The 280-nt window shown below is 51.4% G+C and carries 1 protein-coding gene; it reads right to left on the bottom strand.

Going from position 1 to position 280, the window contains the following annotated elements; translation table 11 throughout:
* The coding region (locus R0J87_RS19615) for a DUF4097 family beta strand repeat-containing protein (RefSeq protein WP_498888346.1) at positions 1–280 on the bottom strand (280 nt) is incomplete at both ends.

The following is a 280-nucleotide window of genomic DNA, read 5'->3' as shown; positions in this document are numbered from 1 at the left end:
CCGATACATCGCTGAACAAGAGGCGGCCATTGGAGGACCTGGCGCTGATGGCGGCTTCTATATTGTTCATTTCAATGCGCCCATTGTCCGTCTCGTCATCAATTGTTGCGCTGTCTACCGCATCCAATGCAATGCGCCCATTATTCGTGCGGAGCATCAGTTGATCGACAGTGATGCCATTGACATCGATGCGCCCATTGTCGCTATTAGCGGCTAATGAAGACAGGCCCCCAGCAGGCACAAAAATTTGCACCGAGTAGGAGCGGTTAAAGTCGAAATT

It is taken from the genome of Halomonas sp. SIMBA_159, assembly GCF_046536035.1.
In the GTDB taxonomy this organism is placed as follows: domain Bacteria; phylum Pseudomonadota; class Gammaproteobacteria; order Pseudomonadales; family Halomonadaceae; genus Vreelandella; species Vreelandella venusta_A.
Note: the sequence above shows the minus strand (reverse complement) of the source record. Positions and strands in the feature narration are given on the sequence as shown.